Below are 16,130 nucleotides of genomic sequence, written 5' to 3' on the forward strand. Positions count from 1 at the left end.
CGGGGGGGGCCGGGGGGGGCCCCCCCCCCGGCCCCCCCCCCCCGGGCGCGGCCCCCCCCCGGGGCGCGCCCCCCCCCGGGGCGGGGCGCGGGGCGGGGCGCGGGGGCCCCCGCCACGGCGCACGCGGTGCCGCGGCGGTCCGGCGCGCAGCGCGCCGGACCGGTGCTGCGGAGGGTTACGGGAAGGTCAGCTTGAAGCTGTTGATGTACCCGGTGTCGAAGTAGGCCCGGTCCCGGACCTTCAACTGCCAGACACCGTTGGCGTTCTCGGCCGAGGCGTCGACGCTGTAGGTGGTGTTGATGTTCGGCGTCGAGTCGCCGGAGGAGCTGTGCAGGCGGTACGACCTGCCGCTCGGGCCCACCAGGTCGACCTGCAGGTCACCGCTGTAGGTGTGCACGATGTTCACGCCCACCTTGAGGTTGCTGGGGGCCTTGCCGCTCAGACCGGTGGTGGTGATCTTGGAGGTCACCGCGGAGCCGGGGTAGTCCGGGATGGAGACGTCCGTGTCGTTGGTGAACGTCTTGCCGTCGCCGGGGTCGGGGTCGCCGCCGGGGCGTTCGCCGACGTTGACACCGGCCCAGGCGTCCGCCACCGACTTGTACTCGGCGCTGTCGGTGCCGTACAGGTCACCGGCCACCGCGAGGGTGCCGGCGCGTGCCCCGGCGTAGTTGGTGGTGGAGGTGAACTTGGTGGTCAGCGCCTTGTACCAGATCAGCGCGGCCTTCTCGCGGCCGATCCCGGTGACCGGGAGACCGTCGGAGGTGGGCGAGTTGTAGCTGACGTCGTTGATGACCTTGGCGCCGCTGCCCTCGCTCAGCAGGTAGAACCAGTGGTTGGCGGGACCCGACGAGTAGTGCACGTCGCTGTTCCCGATACCCGAGTACCAGTAGTCCTTGGAGGCGCCGTCCCGGCTGGGCTTGTCCATGTAGCGCAGCGGGGAGCCGTCACCGTTGATGTCGATCTTCTCGCCGACGAGGTAGTCGCCCTTGTCGGTCGAGTTGGCGGCGTGGAACTCCACGGCCGTGCCGAAGATGTCCGAGGTCGCCTCGTTGAGGCCGCCGGACTCGCCGCTGTAGATCAGGCCGGCGGTGGCCGAGGTGACACCGTGGGTCATCTCGTGCCCCGCCACGTCCAGCGAGGTCAGCGGCTTGCTGTTGCCCGAGCCGTCGCCGTACGTCATGCAGAAGCAGGAGTCGCTCCAGAACGCGTTGACGTAGCTGTTGCCGTAGTGGACCCGGGAGTATGCGGCCTGGCCGTCACCGCGGATGCCGGAGCGGCCGTAGACCTCCTTGTAGTAGTCCCAGGTCTCCGCGGCGCCGAAGTGCGCGTCCGCACCCGCGGTGGCGGCGTTGGACGGGCTGCCGTTCCCCCAGGTGTCGGAGGACTGGGAGAAGAGGGAGCCGGTGCCGGAGGTCCCGTGGTTGAGGTTGTAGGTCTTGTGGCCGCCGCGGGCGTTGTCGGTCAGCGTGTAGTTCGAGCCCGACTGCGCGGTGCCGAGGGTGACCTGGCCGCTGTACTGGGTGTTGCCGATGCCGGTCTCGATGCCCTGCCACTGGCTGAGCTTCTTGCCGGTGCGCGCGTCGGTGACGACGTGCAGCTCGTTGGGCGTGCCGTCGTGCTGCAGTCCGCCGACGACCGTCTCGAAGGCGAGGGTGGGCTTGCCCTCGACCAGCCAGACGACCTTGCGCGGTCCGCGGTCGGCGTCGGTCTTCTTCGACCCCGCGGCGTCGGCGGCCTTGAGCGCCTGCCGTTCCGCCGTGCCGGGCCGCACGCCCGCCTTGGCGGAGAGGTTCTTGAGCGCGTGCTTGGAGGCTCGGCCGACCTCCTTGGTGGCGCCCTTCGCGGTGGTCTCCACGACGAGGTCGCCGCCGAGCACGGGCATTCCGCGGTAGGTGCGCTCGTAGCGCGTGTGGACGGTGCCGTCGCGGTCCTTGAGCACGTCGCGGACGACCAGCTTCTCCTTGGCGCCCAGGCCGAGCTTGTCGGCGGTGGCGGCCTTCTTGCTGTCCGCCTTCCGCAGCAGCGCGTCGCGTTGGGCGGGCGAGAGCTTGACGGGCAGGGCCCCGGTGTCGGCACCCTTGGTGGCTGCCGCGGCGGAGTCGTGGCTCTGGTCGTCGGCCGCGGCCGGACCGGTCTGGACGGCGACCGAGAGCAGGGCGGCCACGGCGCCGAGTGCGACGCCCGCCGATGCCTTCGGCGGCAGGAGGCGTCTGTGGGAGGTGGCGGTGGTGCCTCTGTGGGAGGTTGATCTTCGCAAGACTGGCTCCTTCTGCTGGTCGCACGGTGTGCGGCCTGGGAGACCGGACGGCGGACGACCGTCCGGCGGATCTCGGCAGAGCAAGGCGGAGCAAACGCGAGCTGGTGGAACGGTGTTGCTGGTGCGGTCACCGGAACGACCAGCACCGCGTGGGGGAACTACCGCTCGCCGTTCGTGCAGCGGTACGAGCGGCCAGTCGCAGACTGCCACTCGGGGCGAGCTCCTGTCAGGAGCGCATCAAGGGTTTGGCCGGAAACGGTCCGTTGTCCGTGCGTTCATGTCCGCTATCCGGTGCCGTTCACCGACCGGGCGGCGCGCCACGCCGGTTCCACGCCGGGCCGTACGGCTCCTCAGCTCCCGCCGCTCCAGGGCTCGGTCGCCACGACCGCCGACACCGGCAGCGGCCCGTAGAGGTGCGGGAACTCCTCACCGCCGGGCGCCGCCGGCTCGTAGCGGACGGGCGAGGAGAGCCGCTCGGTGTCGACGACGAGGACGATCAGCCGGTCCGGTGCCACCTGGTCGCCGTAGAGCGCGGCCGCCACGCCGGGGAGTTGGTGCCGCAGCGAGAGATGGATGAAGCCGACCTCGCTCAGCGTCCGGCCGCGGGTGGACATCTCGTACGTCCCCCGCGCGCAGGCTTCGTCCCACAGGACCCGTTCGGTGATGTGCAGTACCTCGGCCATCCCCGCACGGTAGCCTCCGCGCAACCCGCGGGCCCGGGGCCCCGGCCGGCAGGCCGGCAGGGCCGCCCCGGCGCCGGGGCGCGGGGCTCAGTCGCGGAACGAGCCGTCCGCGCGCCGTGCGTGCCGGGCCAGCAGGTGCCCGCACCGCGGGCAGTGACGCCGCAGCCCCCGCTTGAGCAGGTATCCGATGCCCACGGTGCACAGGTACATCAGGCCGACTCCCGTCGCCTGGAGCAGTTTTCCCAGCCCGGATTTGGTGCAGCTCTCGCAGTCCCGGCAGCCGGCAGTCATCGCGGATCCCTCGCCTTCGTCCCGTTCGGTGGTTCTGCCCGGAAGGACGTCGGCAGGGCCGGGCACGGGTGCCCCCGGTACGGTGCCGCAACGGTCCGGGGACGGCCCTGTGACAGCGGGCCGAGGTCCGGTCCGCCGCGGGAAGTGGCGCCCGACCCGCCATCGGTACTCCGCGCCCGGCGGCGGCGACGGTTTCCCGCCAGGCGCTTCGCGCCCGGGCCCCGCATGCGCGGGCGTCGACCGGGGGCGCCGGGCCCTCCGGACCGGAGAGGGCGAGGGGTCAGCCCTCGACTTCGGTCCTGTTGCCGCCCCAGAGGGTGTGGAAGACGCCCTCGCGGTCGGTGCGGCGGTAGGTGTGTGCGCCGAAGTAGTCGCGCTGCCCCTGGGTGAGTGCGGCCGGAAGGCGTTCGGCGCGCAGCGAGTCGTAGTAGGCGAGGGCGGAGGCGAAGCCCGGGATGGGGACACCCTGGGTGGCGGCTGTGGCGACGACCGCGCGCCAGTCGTCCTGTGCGGCGGCGATCTCGGCCGCGAACCCCTCGTCTGTGAGCAGGCTGGGCAGCCCCGGCTGTGCGGCGTAGGCCCTGGTGATGCGGTCGAGGAAGGCGGCTCTGATGATGCAGCCGCCGCGCCAGATCGCGGCGACCTCTCCGAGGTCGATGTGCCAGCCGTACTTTTCGCTGCCGGCGGCGATCTCGTGGAAGCCCTGGGTGTAGGAGACGATCTTCGACGCGTACAGGGCCTGCTCGACGCGGTCGGTGAACGCGGCCGCCTCGCCCTCGCCGAGGGCGCGCGCGGCGGGTCCTGCCAGCCGACGGGAGGCGGCGCGCAGGTCCGCGTGGCCGGAGACCGAGCGGGCGAAGACGGCCTCGGCGATGCCGGGTACCGGAACCCCCAGGTCGAGGGCGGTCTGCACGGTCCAGCGGCCGGTGCCCTTCTGCTCCGCGCGGTCGGCGACGACATCGAGGAACGGCCGGCCGGTCTCCGCGTCGGTGTGGGTGAGCACCTGTGCGGTGATCTCGATCAGGTAGGAGTCCAGCCGCCCCTCGTTCCAGCGCCGGAAGATCTCGGCGATCTCGGCGGGGGACCGGCCCGCGACCTTCCGCAGCAGGTCGTACGCCTCCGCGATGAGCTGCATGTCCGCGTACTCGATGCCGTTGTGCACCATCTTCACGAAGTGGCCGGCCCCGTCCGGTCCGATGTGCGCGGTGCACGGGGTGCCGTCCGGAGCCCGCGCCGCGATCCGCTCCAGCAGCGGGCCCAGTGCCTCCCAGGACTCGTCCGAGCCGCCCGGCATGATGCTCGGGCCCAGCAGGGCACCCTCCTCGCCGCCGGAGATGCCCGTGCCCACGAAGTGGAGGCCGCGCTCGCGCAGCGCGGCCTCCCGCCTGCGGGTGTCCTCGAAGTGGGCGTTCCCTCCGTCGATGAGGATGTCGCCGGGCTCCAGCAGTTCGGCGAACTCCTTGAGGACCGCGTCCGTCGGCTCGCCCGCCTTGACCATCACCACCAGGCAGCGGGGCCGCCGCAGGGCCGCCACGCACTCCCGCGCGGAGCCGGCCGGTACGAAGTCGCCCTCGTGGCCGAACGCGTCCATCAGCTCCCTGGTCCGCGCCTCGGTGCGGTTGTGCAGGGCGACCGTGAAGCCGTTCCGGGCGAAGTTGCGGGCGAGATTGCGCCCCATGACGGCCAATCCGGTGACACCGATCCGCGCCGACGCTGTCATGGTCACACCTTTCGGACGGGGAAACCTCCGTGGGCCGGGAGCGTCCGCGCAGGGCTCCCGCGCCGACCGGCCCGGCCGCCCCTCGATCGTCCCCCGACACGCGCCCCGGTGCTCGCCGCCGTGGCACAGGTCGCCCGGTCCTGCTCCGTCACTTGGCGTCGGCGTAGCACTCCACCGCGGCGGTGGTGAATCCGAAGCGCACGGGAGTCTGCCCGAACGCGGCGACGCCGGCCTCCTCGGCGGACGCCGTGATCGCCTCCCGGACCCGGGGCGCCTCCTCGGCGGGGCAGTGCACGATGACCTCGTCGTGCTGGAAGAACACCAGTTCGGCGACGAGGGGCAGGAGGCGCCGGCGCAGCGCCGCGAGCATCAGTACCGCCCAGTCCGCCGCGCTGCCCTGGACCACGAAGTTCCGGGTGAAGCGGCCCCGGGCCCGCGCGGCGCCCGCCGCGCTCCCGGAAGCACCCTCGGGCGGCCCGGAGGCCCCCGCGCCCGCCTCGGGCCCGGTGCCGCCCGCTTCCTCCTCCCCGCCGCGTCCCACGGGCGGGGAGGTGCGGCCCAGATGGGTACGGACGAGCCGGCCCTCCTCTCCCGCGCGGGCCGCCTCGTCCACATAGGAGACCGCGGCCGGGAACCGCTTCCGCAACGCGGCGAGATGGCGCAGGCCGTCACCGCTGGTCTGGCCGTAGACCGCGCCCAGCACCGCGAGCTTGGCGCGGTCGCGGTCGCCCGCGAAGGCCCGCTGCGACAGCACCGTGTACAGGTCCTGCCCGCTGCTCGCCGCCGTCATCAGCCCCGGGTCCCGGGAGACGGCCGCGAGCACCCGCGGCTCCAGCTGATCGGCGTCGGCCACCACCAGCAGATGCCCCGGGTCGGCGACCACGGCCCGCCGCACCACCTTCGGGATCTGCAGCGCACCGCCCCCGTTGGTGGTCCAGCGGCCGGAGGCCGCGCCGCCGGGCACGTACGCGGCGTGGAAGCGGCCGTTCCGCACCCAGGAGCGCAGCCAGCTCCAGCCGTGCGCGGTGTAGAGGCGGTACAGCTTCTTGTAGCGCAGCAGCGGCTCGACCGCCGGATGGTCCACCTTCCGCAGCTCCCAGGCCCGCGTGGACCCCAGCCGGATCCCCGCGCGGGCGAACGCCTGGAGCACCTCCGCGGCCAGGTCGGGGCGCACCCGCTCGCCGGGACCGAACGCCTGCGAGATCTCCTCCTCCAGCTCCACCAGGCGCCTCGGCAGCCCGTTGCCCGCGTACCGCTCGCCCAGCAGCTCCTCCAGCAGCTCCCGGTGGATCTCCGCGCTCCAGGGCAGCCCCGCCTGTGTCATCTCCCCGGCCACCAGCGTCCCCGCGGACTCCCCGGCCAGCAGGAGCCGCATCCGCTCCGGGTGCTGCGCCCGCGCCGTCCGGTCCAGCTGCGCCGTGTACACCTCCAGCAGCGCCTCCAGCGGATCCACGCCGTCCGGCAGCGGTACCGGGCCCGTGTCGAACAGCGACGGCGGGACATCGGACTCCAGATGCTCCGGCGGCCGGTCCGGGGGCACCGGACGTCCGTGCAGCCGGGCCCACGCGGCGGGCAGCGAACGGGGATCGCCCGCCCGGCCCTCGTGCGCGAGCAGCAGCGCCTCGGCCGTCTCCACGTCATAGCAGCGCGCCACCCGGATCCCGGCGGCCAGCAGCTCCGACTGCACCTGCGGGGTGGCCCGCCACACCCATCGGGCCACCTCCGGGCGGGCCCGTACGGCAGCCGCCGTCGACTCCTCCGTGTGCACGGGACCCGCCGCGCGGCCGTGCGCGTCCAGCGGGCACACCCGCACCCGGGTGCCGCCCGCCGGTGCCAGCGCCCATCTGCCGCGCTCCGGTGCCTCCCGGGTGCGGTGCCGGTGCCCCGAGCCCCCCGTCCTGTCGTCCATGCCGGGAGTCTCCCAGCCGCCTCCGACAATGCCCGCCGACCGCCGTCCGCGCGCGAGCGGGGGCAGGCGGAGTGCGGGCGCCGCCGGTCGGCGTAATCCGGCGGCGGAAGCAGGTGAGGGGGTGTCATACTCCGGCCATGCCAACCCACTTGGAGAAACGGGCGCACGGTGGCTGACGCCCGGGCGCACGAGGTGCGCAGGTTCCCCGGCCCCCGCGGTACCGAGCGGTCCCAGGCGCGTCGCGCCGAGCTGCTGGCGGCGGGGCGCACCCTCTTCGCCGACACGTCCTACGACGCCCTGTCCATGGACGACATCGCGCGCACCGCAGGCGTGGCCAAGGGGCTGATCTACTACTACTTCACCAGCAAACGCGGTTATTACCTCGCCGTCATCGAGGACGCCGTCGCCGAACTTGTGCTCCGCGCGACGAGCAGCCCCGACCTGCCCCGCGCCGACCGCGTCCAGCGCACCATCGAGGGCTATCTGCGCTACGCCCAGCAGAACCAGGCCGCGTACCGCACGGTCGTCAGCGGGGGAGTGGGTCACGACGCGCAGGTACTGGAGATCCGCGACCGGGTGCGCGAGCAGTTGCTGGGCGTGATCGCCGAGGGCTCCTGGGGCCGCACCCGCCTCCCGCCGCTCGCCCGAGCCGCCCTGGTGGGCTGGCTCTCCTCGGTGGAGGGCGTCACCCTGGACTGGCTCGCGCGCGGGCAGGAGCTCTCCGCCGAGGTGCTGTGCGACCTGCTCACCCGCACGTTGCAGGGCACACTGGAGATCGCCACGGGGTTCGAGAGCACGCTTCCGCCGCGCGCCGACTGCCGGGAGCCGCTGCACGCGCAGCCGGCGGCCGCTGCCGTGCGGGGTTCCGCATGATCCGCGCGGTTCCGGGACACTCGTTCCGGTAGCAATGTCCCTGGGTCCGGGAGGCGGTCGTGGACATCTCCGGAATCATCAGTGCGCTCGTCGTCGGCGTCGTCATCGGCGCGCTCGGCCGGCTGGTGCTGCCGGGCAGGCAGCGGGTCGGCCTGCTGTGGACGGTGGTGGTGGGCGTCGTCGCCGCGTTCGTCGGCACGGGAATCGCCAGTGGCCTGGGTGTCGCCGACACCCGAGGGTTCGACTGGATCGAGCTGATCATCCAGGTCGCCCTCGCCGCGGTCGGCGTCGGCGCGCTGGAGCGGGCGCGCGCGGGCGGACGAGCGCAGCGCTAGAGAGTCCCGGTCGGCCCCGCCCGCCCGGCGGACGGGGCCGACCGGCGGACGGGGCCGACCGGCATGCCCGGAAGCGCCGTACGCGGACCCGGAGCGGTCCGGGGCCGTGGAGACGGGTGCGGCCGGAGCCCGGCGGTGGCAGTCCGCCACCGGCGCCGTCGCCGGGCGCCCGGCAACCGCTGCGGAGCTGCTCTTCGCGGCCAGGGGCCCCGCGGTGGTGCGCCGCGGGGCCCCTGGTGCTCTGCCGGGCGTCGTACGCGCTACCGGACGGCAGCGCGCTACCGGATGGCCTTGATCAGCTCTCCGTTCGCGGTGTCGCCGCTCAGCTCCCAGAAGAAGGAGCCGGCGAGACCCTGCTGCGCGGCCCAGTCGCCCTTGGCGCCGATCGTCTGGGGGGTGTCGTAGCTCCACCACTGGTTGCCGCAGTGGGCGTAGGCGGTACCGCCGACGGTGCCGGTGGTCGGGCACTTGCTCTTGAGGACCTTGTAGTCCTCGATGCCCTGCTCATAGGTGCCGGGGGCCGGGCCGGTCGCGGTGCCGCCGGGCTCCGACTGCGTCACTCCGGTCCAGCCGCGGCCGTAGAAGCCGAGGCCGTACAGCAGCTTGCTGCCGGGTATGCCCATGCCCTTGAGCTTGGCGATGGTGGCCTGGGTGTTGAAGCCCTCCTTGGGGATGCCCGAGTAGGAGCTCAGCGGCGAGTGCGGTGCCGTGGGGCCCTTCGCATCCCAGGCGCCGAAGTAGTCGTAGGTCATCGGCATGTACCAGTCGACGTACTGGGCGGCCGTCTTGTAGTCCGTGGCCTCCATCTTGCCGCCGGGGGAGGCGTCGGCGGTGATGGCAGCGGTCACCAGCTTGTCGCCGAACTTGGCGCGCAGCGCCTTCATCACGTTCGTGAAGGCGTTCCGGCCGCTGGTGTCGCAGCTCAGTCCGCAGGCGTTGGGGTACTCCCAGTCGATGTCGATGCCGTCGAAGAGCCCCTTCCAGCGCGAGTCGTCGAGCAGGTTGTAGCAGGACTCGGCGAAGGCCGCCGGGTTCCGGGCCGCCTGGCCGAAGCCGCCGGACCAGGTCCAGCCGCCGAACGACCACAGCACCTTCAGGTCCGGGTGCTTCTTCTTGAGCTTCAGGAGCTGGTTGAAGTTGCCGCGCAGCGGCTGGTCCCAGGTGTCGGCCTTGCCGTCGACGCTCTGGGCGGCGGTGTAGGACTTCTCGTAGTCGGCGTAACTGTCGCCGACGGTGCACTTGCCGCCCTGGACGTTGCCGAAGGCGTAGTTGATGTGCGTGAGCTTGTCCGCCGAGCCCGAGGTCTCGATGTTCTTGACGTGGTAATTGCGCTGGTAGACGCCCCAGTTGGTGAAGTAGCCGACGGTCTTTCCGCCGGCTGCCGACGGTGCCGCGACCGAGCCGTGGCGGTTCCCGTCCGCGGTCGGACGGGGGCCGGCGGAGGCCGTGGCCGAGAGCAGCGTCGTGGTCAGCAGGGCCGCGCACAGTGCACCCAGGAAGGCGATGAGTCCGCGGCGGCGGGAGAGGCGGGAGCGTTCGGTGCGTGGGGAGTGCTGGCTGTCCGATCCGAGCATGGTCACCTCGCGTGTGGGGTGCGGAGGGTGTGGGGGGTGGCGCCGGTCGTACGTTCGGGGAATGTAGATGGACTAGACCAGTCAGTCAATGGTTCGGACCAATTTCGGTGCCCGGGGCCGCACCCGGCGCCCCTTCGCGATCATCGAGCGGTTCACACCCCTACGCCGGTGACGTGCGGCGCTCGATCGGGCATACTCCAACTCGCCGCAGCCGCTGGTCAGCCACCCTCGCGACCCGACGGTGCAGTATCACGGCAGGGGCAGCGGCACCCCCGGTCCGCCAGCGGGCCGGTGTCCCTCGGCGACCCGCCACACCCCGGCGCCGGTCGTCGCGATTCCTGACCCGAAGGAGAGCGCGTCATGCCCAAGGACGGTCCGCAGCCGGTGGAACGTGAACTGCCCACGGACGAGTCACGCGACCTGCTGGGCCTCGTCCGCGACCTGGTGCAGCGGGAGATCAAGCCCGTCGCCGCGGAGCAGGAGGCCGCCGGCGTCTTCCCCCGCGAGACCTTCCGGCTGCTCTCCGAGGCGGGACTCCTGGGCCTGCCCTACCCCGAGGAGCACGGCGGCGGGAGCCAGCCGTACCAGGTCTACCTCCAGGTCCTCGAGGAACTCGCCGCCGCGCGCCTCACCGTGGGGCTGGGCACCAGCGTGCACTCGCTCTCCTGCCACGGCCTGGCGCACTTCGGCAGCAAGGAGCAGCGCACCGAGTGGCTGCCCGACATGCTCGGCGGCGGCCTGCTGGGCGCCTACTGCCTCTCCGAACCGTCCTCCGGCTCGGACGCCGCCGCGCTGCGCACCCGGGCCGTCCGCGACGGTGACGACTGGGTGCTCAACGGCACCAAGGCGTGGATCACCCACGGCGGCGTCGCCGACTTCTACACCGTGCTCGCCCGGACCGGCGCCGAGGGGGCGGGCGGTATCACCGCCTTCCTCGTCCCCGCCGATGCCCAGGGGCTGAGCGCGGCGGCACCCGAGCACAAGATGGGGCTGAACGGCTCTCCGACGGCGCAGCTCCATCTCGATGAGGTGCGGATCCCCGACACCCGTCGACTCGGAGACGAGGGCCAGGGCTTCGCGGTCGCCCTCTCCTCCCTCGACTCGGGCCGCCTGGGGATCGCGGCCTGCGCCGTCGGTGTCGCACAGGCGGCGCTGGACGAAGCGCTGGCCTACACGGCCGAACGCGAGCAGTTCGGCCGCCCCCTCGCGGACTTCCAGGGGCTGCGCTTCATGCTCGCCGACATGGCGACCCGGATCGAGGCCGGGCGGGCCCTCTACCTGGCGGCGGCCCGGCGGCGGGACGCGGGGCAGCCGTTCTCACGACAGGCGGCGATGGCCAAGCTGTTCTGCACGGACGCCGCCATGGCCGTCACCACCGACGCGGTGCAACTCCTCGGCGGGTACGGCTACACCACGGACTTCCCCGCCGAGCGGTACATGCGTGAGGCCAAGGTCCTCCAGATCGTGGAGGGGACCAACCAGATCCAGCGCATGGTCATCGCCCGGCACGTGGCGGGGCCGGAACGCAGGAGCTGAGCGGACCGGGCGGGCACGAGGGGCGCGCGCCGCGGACCGGGGCCCGGCCCGCAGTTCCACCCCGGCCCACGGTTCGGGCTCCGGGGCGAACGGGGCGTGGCCGGTGGACCGGTCACCGACGGCGGCGGTCGCCGAGCCGACCGCTGCCGGGTGCGGCGCTCCTCAGCCGCGAGCCGCGTCCCAGACGTCCTCGGCGACGTCCTTGCTGAGCGCGACCCGCACCAGCCCGGCGGCCAGCGGCGCCAGCTCGTCCTCCCGCACCAGGTCGGCCAGCGCCTCGGCGGACGCCGGCAGTCCCAGCCGCTCCGCGCCCTGCAGCGCCTTCTGGTCCAGCCAGGGCCGGTACTCGGGCCACACCGCCTGAGCCTCGCGCAGGAAGATCGACGCGCCCAGCGGGCCGATGCCGGGGACCTCGCGCAGCGCGGCGGCGACGTCGCCGCTCCGCCGCATCCTGCGCAGGTCGCCGCCCCACCGGTCCAGCAGCAGTTCCGCCCCCCGGCCGAGTTGGGTGGCGGTGCGCTCGTCGTAGCGCCGGTAGCCGCCCTCGCCGAGTGCGTCGACCCGCTGCTGCCAGGTGGCCTCCGCCATCCGCCGCGGGTCCCGCATCCCGGCCCGGGACAGCGCCCGCGCGCTGGCGACCGCGATGTCCGCACGGATGCGGGCGCTCAGCAGCAGGGAAAGCACCAGAAGGCGGTAGAGCGGCTGCGGAGTGTCACGCAGCGTGATACCGGCGTCTTCCGCGTAGGTGTTCCCGTGCCGTCGCAGCAGTTCCCGCACCACGGCCTGCTGCCGGGCCCGTTCGCCGCGACGGGGGGCCGCGGCTGTCCTGCTCTTTGTGCGCGTGTTCGCCATGATGCCTCCTCGGCCCTCCGAGGTTCCCAGCCGTGCGGGATCCACGCCGGGCCCGTGCGCGGGCTACCGGTACGGGCCCGGGCCCGTCCGCGTGCGTGCGGATTTGCGGCCGGGGCGGTGCGGCCGGGAGCAGTGCGTCGGGGCGTCACGCTGCGTCGTCTTCCCGCACGGTGGGGTGACGCGCCATGTCATCGGGCGGGCCGGTATCGGTCGGCTCCCTCGGCTCCTTCGGCTCCCTCGGCGCCCGGGAGCGGTGCGGAGCGCCGTGGCCCGTTCGGTGCCGGTACGGCGGGGGAGCGCCGTGCGCCGGACCGCGCAGCGGCGTGCGCGGGCGTGCCGCCCCGACGCGGAAGGCCCGCACGCTCTGCGGCGCGGTCCGGGTTCCGATGCGGGACGATGCCGAACAGCAGCTGAACGGCACTGCTGACCAGGCGTGTTGCGTCCGTGCAGCCGTCTCGCGCCGGCCGGGGGAACGCCCGGCCGTAGGGTCGCCGGTGTCCGGGTCCGGTGCGGGAGCCCCTTGCGATGTGCCGCGCCGACCTGCTGCGCGCCGCGCAGCCCTGTCGCACGGGTGGCGTGGTGTGTTCGCGTCCGGCGGCCGGGGCGGCCGGACGCGCGCTCGACGGGCGAGGTGCGGACGGCCGGCGGCGGCCAGGCAGTTCAGCAGGGAGTCGGCGCCCCCGCGGCGGGGTCCGCCGGCGTGTGCCGGGCCGTCCCGCTCCGTGCCCCGGAGGGCCGGTCGGTCACTCGGCGCCGACCGGAACCGGCCGGCGGTCCGGGCGTCCCGCATGCGAGAAGGGCTGGGTGCGCCAGTCCAATCCCTCGGGAAGCGTGAGCAGTTCGCTGACCGCGCGTTCCCGGGTCTCGCTGTCCCAGGGGACGGCCCCGCCCACCGGGCGGCCGGATCCCTGGCACACCGTCAGGCCGAACGGGTCCCAGGGGGAGGCGCACAGCCCGTGCCGCGGCAGCTTCTCCTCCTGCGCGAACACAGCGATCGCCTGGCGGCATTCGGGGCACTGGACGCGGAGACTTTCGTACATCTCGTCCTCGGTGACCGGTCCGGACGGGTCGGTGGGGGTGTCGGGGCCGTCCGGGAGAGCGGCCGCTTCGTTCGGTCGCGTCTCGTCGCGGTGCGCCTCGCTCCGGAGAGCGCTTCGCGGGCGGGCGGACTGGGCGGATTTCGTCGTGCGCATGTGATCCCCCTTGATGGAACGGCCGGGCGACTGGGCTCCGGCCACAGCAAGCACTTCCCGTCGTGCCGCGCGCATAATCACTCTGCACGGGAGCACGCGGATGCATAAGTGTGGCCTTGGTCACATACTTGGCATTCGGATATTCGACGCGGCGTCCACCGGGCCCGGTGCGCCGTATGCGTGCGCCGGAGCTTTTTCCGCTGCGGCGGGCGCGCGAGGGCAGTACGGTGATCCGCTGTGGAGGAACTCGACCGTCAGATCGTGGAACTGCTCGTCAAGGACGGGCGGATGAGCTATACCGACCTGGGCAAGGCCACCGGCCTGTCCACCTCGGCCGTGCACCAGCGGGTGCGCCGTCTCGAACAGCGCGGCGTCATCCGCGGCTATGCCGCGCTGGTGGACTCCGAGGCGGTCGGACTGCCGATGACGGCGTTCATCTCGGTCAAACCGTTCGACCCCAGCGCCCCTGACGACATCGCGGACCGGCTCGCCGACGTGCCCGAGATCGAGGCGTGCCACAGCGTGGCGGGGGACGAGAACTACATCCTCAAGGTGCGCGTGGCCACGCCGATCGAGCTGGAACACCTGCTGGCCAGGATCCGGAGCCTGGCGGGGGTCTCCACCCGCACCACCGTCGTGCTGTCCACCCCCTACGAGGCGCGTCCGCCCCGCATCTGACCCGTCCCGGTCCGGAATCCGCCGGGGCCGGGGCCGGGGCCGGGGCCGGGGCCGAGGCGGCTGGACACGGGGCTCCGCCGGGAGGGAGCCCTTCCTTCCCCCGGCACTCCGGAGGCGCTCTCGGCCCCCGGGCGCCGGGCAACTGCCCGGAAGCGGGAGACTGTCCCCATGACCGAGCGCACGACCCCCTCCCGGCCCCGTACCGTCCTGCTGCGCGAGGGCGAGGTGCACAGCCCCGCCGACCCGTTCGCGACCGCGATGGTCGTGGAGGGCGACCGCATCGCCTGGGTCGGCTCGGAAGGGGCCGCCGACTCGTTCGCGGAGGGCGTGGACGAGGTGGTGCACCTCGACGGCGCGCTGGTCACCCCGGCCTTCACCGACGCGCACGTGCACACCACGGCGACCGGTCTCGCGCTGACCGGGCTCGACCTGTCGGGAGCACCCACGCTGGCCGACGCGCTGGCCCGGGTGCGCGCGTACGCGCGGGCACGGCCGGACGACCGGGTGCTGCTGGGCACCGGCTGGGACGCGCACGCCTGGCCCGAGCAGCGCCATCCGGGCCGCGCCGAACTCGACGAGGCGAGCGGCGGACGTCCGCTGTACCTGACCCGGGTCGACGTGCACTCCGCACTCGCCAGCACGGCCATGCTGGACCTGGTCCCCGGCATCACCACCCGCGAGGGCTACCGGCCCGACGCCCCGCTGACCGGTGCCGCGCACCACGCCGTGCGGGAGGCGGCGCACGGCACGCTCACAGCCCGGCAGCGCACCGAGGCCCAGCGTGCGGCCCGGGCCCGCGCCGCCTCCCTCGGCATCGGCTCGCTGCACGAGTGCGCGGGCCCGGACATCTCCGGCGAGGAGGATCTGCGCGGGCTGCTTGCGCTGGCCGCCGAGGAACCCGGCCCCCGCGTACACGGGTACTGGGCCGAACTCGTCACTTCGGCAAAGGAGGCGGCCCGCGTCCGGGAGCTCGGTGCGATCGGCGCCGCGGGGGACCTGTTCGCCGACGGGTCTCTGGGCTCGCACACGGCGCACCTGTGCGCCCCCTACGCGGACGCGCCGGGCACCAGCGGCAGTGCCCTGCTGGACGCCGAGGCGGTGGCGGTCCACGTCGCCGCCTGCACCGAGGCGGGGATCCAGGCCGGGTTCCACGCCATCGGGGACGCCGCCGTCCAGGCTGTCACCGACGGGGTGCGGCGGGCCGCCGAGCAGGTCGGCATCGCCCGGGTCCGCGCCGCCCGGCACCGTGTCGAGCACGCCGAGATGCTCACCGCCCGCACCATCGCGGACTTCGCGGACCTCGCGCTCACCGCCTCGGTGCAGCCCGGGTTCGACGCGGCCTGGGGCGGAGCGGACGGTATGTACGCGCGCCGTCTGGGGGCCGAGCGCGCCGCCACGCTCAACCCCTATGCGCCGCTGCTGCGGGCCGGGGTCCCGCTCGCGCTCGGCTCCGACAGCCCGGTCACCCCGCTCGGACCCTGGGAGGCCGTCCGCGCCGCGGCCTTCCACCGCACCCACGACCACCGGATCTCCGTACGCGGCGCCTTCACCGCGCACACTCGCGGCGGCTGGCGTGCACTCGGCACGGATGACGCCGGAGTGCTGGTCCCCGGCGCCCCCGCGGACTACGCGCTCTGGCGCACCGGTCCGCTGGTCGTCCAGGCCCCCGACACCCGCGTCGCGAACTGGTCCACCGACCCGCGCTCCGGTACACCGGGGCTGCCCGACCTGACGCCGGGCGGTCAAGTCCCCGTCTGCCTGCGGACGGTGGTGAGTGGACGCGAGGTCTACGCACGGCCGGACGAGTGACATAGGGGAGGGCGATACGGCCGAACGAGACCCCCTCCGCCGGTCACCGGGACGCCGTCGTCTCCGCACTGACCTGGGATTTCACCGAAACACCCCAGGTAACTCGGCTGTTGACAATGATTGCCCGGAGCCCGGTAGGTTCGGCGGCGTCCACCACAGGACGTCCGACCGGGGAGCTTCCGCGCTGTCGTCGAACGCCGCTGGGCCACGGGGTGGTGTACCGCACCGGCGCACCACCACTGCGAGCCAGGTCCAGCGCCCGCGGCACGGGGACAGATGGTTTCCGCCGGTCGGCGGGTGTGACCCGGGACGGGGCCCGGACGCTCAGTAGACAACGGCTTTCGGACGATCCGCAGCCAGCGGGTCCCAGGTCGGCCCGAAGGGCACCGGGCCCCGATCCGCAGACAGCGCCCCGAACCG

13 protein-coding genes are annotated in these 16,130 nt (G+C 73.6%); 5 read left to right on the plus strand and 8 right to left on the minus strand.

Annotated features, from left to right (window positions below; translation table 11 throughout):
• Window positions 1–175: 175 nt before the first annotated feature.
• The 5 genes from ACFYNS_RS28515 to ACFYNS_RS28535 form a co-directional block, all read right to left on the minus strand.
• Entirely contained in the window at window positions 176–2,257 is a 2,082-nt protein-coding gene (locus ACFYNS_RS28515) for a M4 family metallopeptidase (protein WP_360294314.1), read from the minus strand.
• 350 nt (window positions 2,258–2,607) lie between these two features.
• Window positions 2,608–2,940 (minus strand): DUF952 domain-containing protein, encoded by a 333-nt coding sequence (locus ACFYNS_RS28520; protein WP_360294312.1) that lies wholly within the window; start codon window positions 2,938–2,940, stop codon window positions 2,608–2,610.
• 87 nt (window positions 2,941–3,027) lie between these two features.
• Window positions 3,028–3,231 (minus strand): hypothetical protein, encoded by a 204-nt coding sequence (locus ACFYNS_RS28525; RefSeq protein ID WP_360294309.1) that lies wholly within the window; start codon window positions 3,229–3,231, stop codon window positions 3,028–3,030.
• A 280-nt stretch (window positions 3,232–3,511) separates the two neighbouring features.
• Window positions 3,512–4,951: an NADP-dependent phosphogluconate dehydrogenase gene (gene gndA / locus ACFYNS_RS28530; RefSeq protein ID WP_360294306.1), complete on the minus strand. Its 1,440-nt coding sequence runs from the start codon at window positions 4,949–4,951 to the stop codon at window positions 3,512–3,514.
• 148 nt (window positions 4,952–5,099) lie between these two features.
• Entirely contained in the window at window positions 5,100–6,860 is a 1,761-nt protein-coding gene (locus tag ACFYNS_RS28535) for a bifunctional 3'-5' exonuclease/DNA polymerase (protein WP_360294304.1), read from the minus strand.
• A gap of 168 nt (window positions 6,861–7,028) precedes the next feature.
• On the opposite strand from ACFYNS_RS28535, the gene ACFYNS_RS28540 reads away from it, so the two are divergent.
• Window positions 7,029–7,733 carry a TetR/AcrR family transcriptional regulator gene (locus tag ACFYNS_RS28540; protein ID WP_360294301.1) on the plus strand — a complete coding sequence of 235 codons (705 nt, stop codon included), beginning with the start codon at window positions 7,029–7,031 and terminating at the stop codon, window positions 7,731–7,733.
• Window positions 7,734–7,792: 59 nt separating this feature from the next.
• A complete protein-coding gene (locus tag ACFYNS_RS28545) occupies window positions 7,793–8,068 on the plus strand; it encodes a GlsB/YeaQ/YmgE family stress response membrane protein (RefSeq protein ID WP_360294298.1) in 276 nt (91 codons plus the stop codon).
• Between the two features lie 278 nt (window positions 8,069–8,346).
• On the opposite strand, the gene ACFYNS_RS28550 is transcribed toward ACFYNS_RS28545, so the two are convergent.
• Entirely contained in the window at window positions 8,347–9,642 is a 1,296-nt protein-coding gene (locus ACFYNS_RS28550) for a glycoside hydrolase family 18 protein (RefSeq protein WP_360299722.1), read from the minus strand.
• Between the two features lie 360 nt (window positions 9,643–10,002).
• Here ACFYNS_RS28550 and ACFYNS_RS28555 point away from each other — a divergent pair, with 360 nt between their 5' ends.
• A complete protein-coding gene (locus ACFYNS_RS28555) occupies window positions 10,003–11,178 on the plus strand; it encodes an acyl-CoA dehydrogenase family protein (protein WP_360299725.1) in 1,176 nt (391 codons plus the stop codon).
• A 162-nt stretch (window positions 11,179–11,340) separates the two neighbouring features.
• Here the strand turns inward: ACFYNS_RS28555 and ACFYNS_RS28560 are convergent, their stop codons facing one another.
• Window positions 11,341–12,030: a hypothetical protein gene (locus ACFYNS_RS28560; RefSeq protein WP_360299728.1), complete on the minus strand. Its 690-nt coding sequence runs from the start codon at window positions 12,028–12,030 to the stop codon at window positions 11,341–11,343.
• Between the two features lie 743 nt (window positions 12,031–12,773).
• Window positions 12,774–13,223, minus strand: a complete 450-nt coding sequence (locus ACFYNS_RS28565; protein WP_360299731.1) for a hypothetical protein — start codon at window positions 13,221–13,223, stop codon at window positions 12,774–12,776.
• Between the two features lie 237 nt (window positions 13,224–13,460).
• On the opposite strand from ACFYNS_RS28565, the gene ACFYNS_RS28570 reads away from it, so the two are divergent.
• The gene (locus tag ACFYNS_RS28570) at window positions 13,461–13,901 is read left to right on the plus strand and encodes an Lrp/AsnC family transcriptional regulator (protein ID WP_019356223.1); all 441 of its coding nucleotides are present in this window, start codon (window positions 13,461–13,463) and stop codon (window positions 13,899–13,901) included.
• A gap of 168 nt (window positions 13,902–14,069) precedes the next feature.
• The gene (locus tag ACFYNS_RS28575; RefSeq protein ID WP_388605688.1) at window positions 14,070–15,710 is read left to right on the plus strand and encodes an amidohydrolase; all 1,641 of its coding nucleotides are present in this window, start codon (window positions 14,070–14,072) and stop codon (window positions 15,708–15,710) included.
• Window positions 15,711–16,130 lie beyond the last annotated feature (420 nt).

The sequence above is a fragment of the Streptomyces sp. NPDC006925 genome (assembly GCF_042869575.1).
Lineage (GTDB): Bacteria > Actinomycetota > Actinomycetes > Streptomycetales > Streptomycetaceae > Streptomyces.